This window comes from Methylobacterium sp. M6A4_1b (genome assembly GCF_053345175.1).
Genome location: NZ_JBKEZQ010000065.1, coordinates 1 through 4240, shown reverse-complemented (window position 1 = coordinate 4240; position 4240 = coordinate 1). Strand labels below are relative to the sequence as shown.

Genomic DNA, 4240 nt, shown 5'->3' with positions numbered 1-4240 from the left:
GAGTTCATCCTGAACGCCTGGACGAAAGAGCCCGATCGCTTCAGGCTCGATCCGTCACACCTCATCCCGGGACCGTACACCTAGAAGGCCTATGTCGACGAGGCGGTCGTGTACCACTCCCACGCCTTCGACCCGACGCAGCAACACGCTGTCTCGGCCACGGAGGGCCGGTTCTGGGCCAAACGTTTCGGGATCGAGCTGCACCCGGACGCGGAGGCGGCGATCGAGGGTATAAACGAGCGCGACCGAGCTTTCGCTTTGAAGATAGGGATTCCCGAGAATGTCCTTGCGAAAAGATACCTGCACAATCGAGCGACCGTGAAAGGGCGTTGCGCTGGTCACGCCATGACTTACCCGTTAGACATGTCGCTCCGGCCATCCGCAGCGCGGTGCTGACCGAGCGGCTGCGGCACGTCGAGGTCTCAGCGGGTCGCCCGGGCTTGCATTGCGTTTGTGTCGCGTATCGGTGGCCGCGTAAAACGCCTCGCGGCGGTCTGGACTACTCTGGCGCAGATCGAGCGAGCGTTATTTTGTCGGGCACTGGGTTCCGATGACGAGCATATCTTTCGAGGAACCGGTCGTCCGATGAGTTCCAGCTACGATCTGTCGGGAAAGCGCGTCCTCGTCGCGGGCCATCGGGGCATGGTTGGATCGGCGCTCGTGCGACGGCTCGCCTCCGAGCAATGCACGATCCTGACCCTGGGGCGAGACACGGTCGACTTGCGCCGGCAGGCCGAGGTCGAACGCTGGATGGCGGCGGAACGGCCGCAAGCGCTGTTCCTCGCCGCCGCTAAGGTGGGCGGGATCGTCGCCAACGATACCGCCCCGGCTGATTTCCTCTACGACAACCTGATGATCGAGGCGAACCTCATCCAGAGCGCGCACGCGGTCGGCGTCGAGAAGCTGCTGTTTCTCGGCTCTTCCTGCATCTACCCGAAGATGGCGCCCCAACCGATATCGGAGGACGCACTTTTCACCGGACCGCTTGAGCCGACTAACGAATGGTATGCCATCGCCAAGATCGCAGGGCTGAAGCTATGCCAGGCCTATCGCCGCCAGCACGGGGCCGACTTCATCTCGGCGATGCCGACCAACCTCTACGGGCCGGCGGACAATTATGATTCCAAGGGCAGCCACGTGTTGCCGTCGCTCCTGCGCAAGGTGCACGAGGCCAAACGCCATCATCTCTCGACCATCACGCTCTGGGGCACGGGCACGCCGTACCGCGAGTTCCTGCACGTGGATGATCTCGCCAACGCCGGCGTTCACTTGATGAAGGCGTATTCCGGCGAAGGGCCGATCAATGTCGGCTCCGGCCAGGAACTCACCATCCGCGAACTAGCCGAGACGATCGCCGAGGTTCTGGGCTGGCAGGGGCGGTTGCTTTTCGACACGACTAAGCCCGATGGCACACCGCGTAAGCGCCTCGACACCACCCGCCTGGAGGCTCTCGGCTGGCAGCCGCGGATTGACCTGCGCGCCGGGATCGCGGACGCCTACGCCTGGTTCCGCCACCATCATCCCGAAGCCTGACAGGGACTCCACCGCGCGACTGCAGGGCTGCGGCTCGGCTGCAACCCCTCAATTCCCTGCAACCCCTAGGAGCAACGCATGTCTACGACGCAGAAAACGGCTCTGATCACGGGCGTTACGGGCCAGGATGGCGGCTATCTCGCGGCCTTGCTGCTAGAAAAGGGTTACATTGTTCACGGCATCAAGCGCCGGTCTTCGTCCTTCAACACCGGGCGGGTTGATCACCTCTACGAGGACCCGCGTTTCGCGCCGACCGACTTTCACATGCACTATGGTGAGTTGACCGACGCCACCAACTTGATCCGGATTATGCAGGAAACCCTGCCAGACGAGGTCTACAATCTTGGTGCCCAAAGCCACGTACAGGTTAGTTTTGAGACCCCCGAGTACACCGCTAATTCCGATGCTATCGGCACCTTGCGCCTCTTGGAGGCCATCCGCATCCTCGGCCTCAGCCAGAAGACGCGATTCTACCAGGCTTCGACCTCAGAGCTTTACGGTAAGGTCCAGGAGGTGCCTCAGAGCGAAAACACGCCGTTCTATCCGCGCAGTCCCTACGCCGTGGCCAAGCTCTATGCATATTGGATCACGGTGAATTACCGTGAGGCCTACGCCATGCATGCCTCGAACGGAATCTTATTTAATCACGAGAGCCCTACACGCGGCGAGACCTTTGTCACCCGAAAGATCTCTCGCGCAGTCGCGGCGATCGAGGCCGGTCTGCAGCCGGCGCTCTATCTCGGCAATCTTGATGCCATGCGCGACTGGGGACATGCGCGCGACTATGTCGAGGGGATGTGGCGCATCCTTCAACAGGATGTGCCAGACGACTACGTGCTGGCCACTGGCGAGATGCACTCAGTGCGTGAATTCGTTGAGCACTCCTTCGCGGTAGTGGGCCGGACGATCGTGTGGCAGGGAAAGGGCATTCAGGAGCAAGGGCTCGATAAGAGTTCCGGACAAGTATTAGTCAAGATCGATCCCGTCTACTTTCGTCCGACTGAGGTCGACCAGCTCCTTGGCGACCCGACCAAGGCGCGTGAAAAACTCGGCTGGACCCACACCATTAGCTTTCCTGACCTCGTCCAGGAAATGGTTCTCGCCGAACTCGCAGATATTTGCGTGACTTAGAGCTTGTTTGGAGCGGATCCTTTTAAGCTGGATTAATGAGGATGTTGGTCGTCGTCAGGCGGGCGACACAGCCGAGGCGACCCGTTGCGACGTCAAGGCGACCGGCGCGCTCGCGGTGTAGGTCGGCCCAATGGCTGAGCCAGCCGAAGGTCCTTCCGGCGACCCAGCGCGCTCCAAAGACGACGAAGCCCTTCTAGCACTACTTTGGCAGATTGATCTCAAGGTGGTTGATTGAGCACAGCATCACAGTGCGGGCATCGCCGCGGTGGTGGCCGACTGAGGTGATCCAGGATGGCCTGTCGGATCGCCGGCATCGAGGGCTGAGGCGGTGGGCAGGCGATTCTTTTTTTTCCGCCCCGCCGCTGCGAGGCGGCGGGACTGGAGGAAGGCGTAGGCCATCATCGTCATCAGCGCGTGTCGATGCAGTCCCGTCCAGGATCGGCCCTCGAAGTGGTCGAGGCCGAGTTCCTCCTTCATCTGCTGGTGGGCCTGCTCGCAGATCCAGCGCGCCTTGATCGTAGCGGCGAGCTGCTTGAGGGTCGCGTCGGCGGCCAGGTTCGAGAGATAGAACTTGCGCTCGCCCGAGCCTCGCTCCTCGCTCCTCGCGCACCAGCTAGACGGCTTCCCCGGGCAGGTGCTGGTTGCCTTGTGTACCGATCCGTTGCGTCGGACCGTCTGCCATCCGGATGCGCAACGCACAGAAGCGAGCCCGCAGCCGACCCTTGGTCCCGTGCCGCCAGGTCACCGACCGGCCGGTCATGTCTGCCAGGATCGCCTCGGCCGCGACGGAGACCTGATCCGGCACATGACGCTGGCGCGGTCGCCCACGCCCCGAGACGGGGAAGATCATCGCCACGTCGGCCGGGTAGACCTTGTTGCGTCCCGAAATCCCGACGGCCCATCTCAGGCCGCGCGCTCAGGGCCTGTCGGAACGGGGCGGAGCAGCCATAACCCGCATCGACCAGCACACAGCCGAAGCGCACGCCACCCTCTCGGACCCGATCGATCTCCGTGACCGCGATCTCCAGCTTGGTGCGGGCTGCGCGCCGATCCTCGGGAACGCCGGCCCTGGCCATCCGGTCCGGGTCGGCCGTCCAGGTCTCGGGCAGGAACAGCGCCAGGCCGACCGCCACGGGCACCTCGCCGCGCGCCAGCGTGAGCGACACCAGCGTCTGGCAGTTGGCGGTCTTGCCCAGCGTGGTGGCGTATTGCGGCGCGACCCCGACCGAGTTGTTGCCCTTCTTCGGCAAGGCGGTGTCGTCGACGACGAGGATCGCATCTGCACCGCCGACCAAGCGATCGGCCTCGTAGAGAAGCGCCTGCTGAAGCGGCGCCTCATCCCAGATCCCGGCGGCGATGAAGTGGTGCAGCCGATCATAGGGAACCCCATCGTTCCGCGCCGCTATCGGCTGGACGCTCTTGCGGTCGCCAAGGCCGATCAGACCGGCCACGTAGAGGGGGCACATCGCCCGGCGTGCCGAATGCGACAGGCCCGCCAGGAACGGCTGCAGCCATCGATCCAGATCGTCACGCCATCCGCCAGCACCTGACATCGCGCGCACCCACGCTCATGACC

General features: G+C 63.4%; 2 protein-coding genes and 1 pseudogene. 2 read left to right on the top strand and 1 reads right to left on the bottom strand.

All coding sequences use genetic code 11. From position 1 onward, the window contains the following. Nucleotides 1-585 precede the first annotated feature (585 nt). Nucleotides 586-1533, top strand: coding sequence for a GDP-L-fucose synthase (fcl, locus tag ACLBWX_RS22915; protein WP_447679215.1), 948 nt, complete (start codon nucleotides 586-588; stop codon nucleotides 1531-1533). A gap of 78 nt (nucleotides 1534-1611) precedes the next feature. After that, entirely contained in the window at nucleotides 1612-2664 is a 1053-nt protein-coding gene (gene gmd, locus ACLBWX_RS22910; RefSeq protein ID WP_447679214.1) for a GDP-mannose 4,6-dehydratase, read from the top strand. A 243-nt stretch (nucleotides 2665-2907) separates the two neighbouring features. Here the strand turns inward: gmd and ACLBWX_RS22905 are convergent. Next, nucleotides 2908-4217, bottom strand: a pseudogene (locus ACLBWX_RS22905) (IS701 family transposase). Nucleotides 4218-4240: the final 23 nt, after the last annotated feature.

Coding starts and splice junctions, on each gene's coding strand:
- gmd (WP_447679214.1), top strand. CDS start 1,612: ATGTCTACGACGCAGAAAACGGCTCTGATCACGGGCGTTACGGGCCAG.
- fcl (WP_447679215.1), top strand. CDS start 586: ATGAGTTCCAGCTACGATCTGTCGGGAAAGCGCGTCCTCGTCGCGGGC.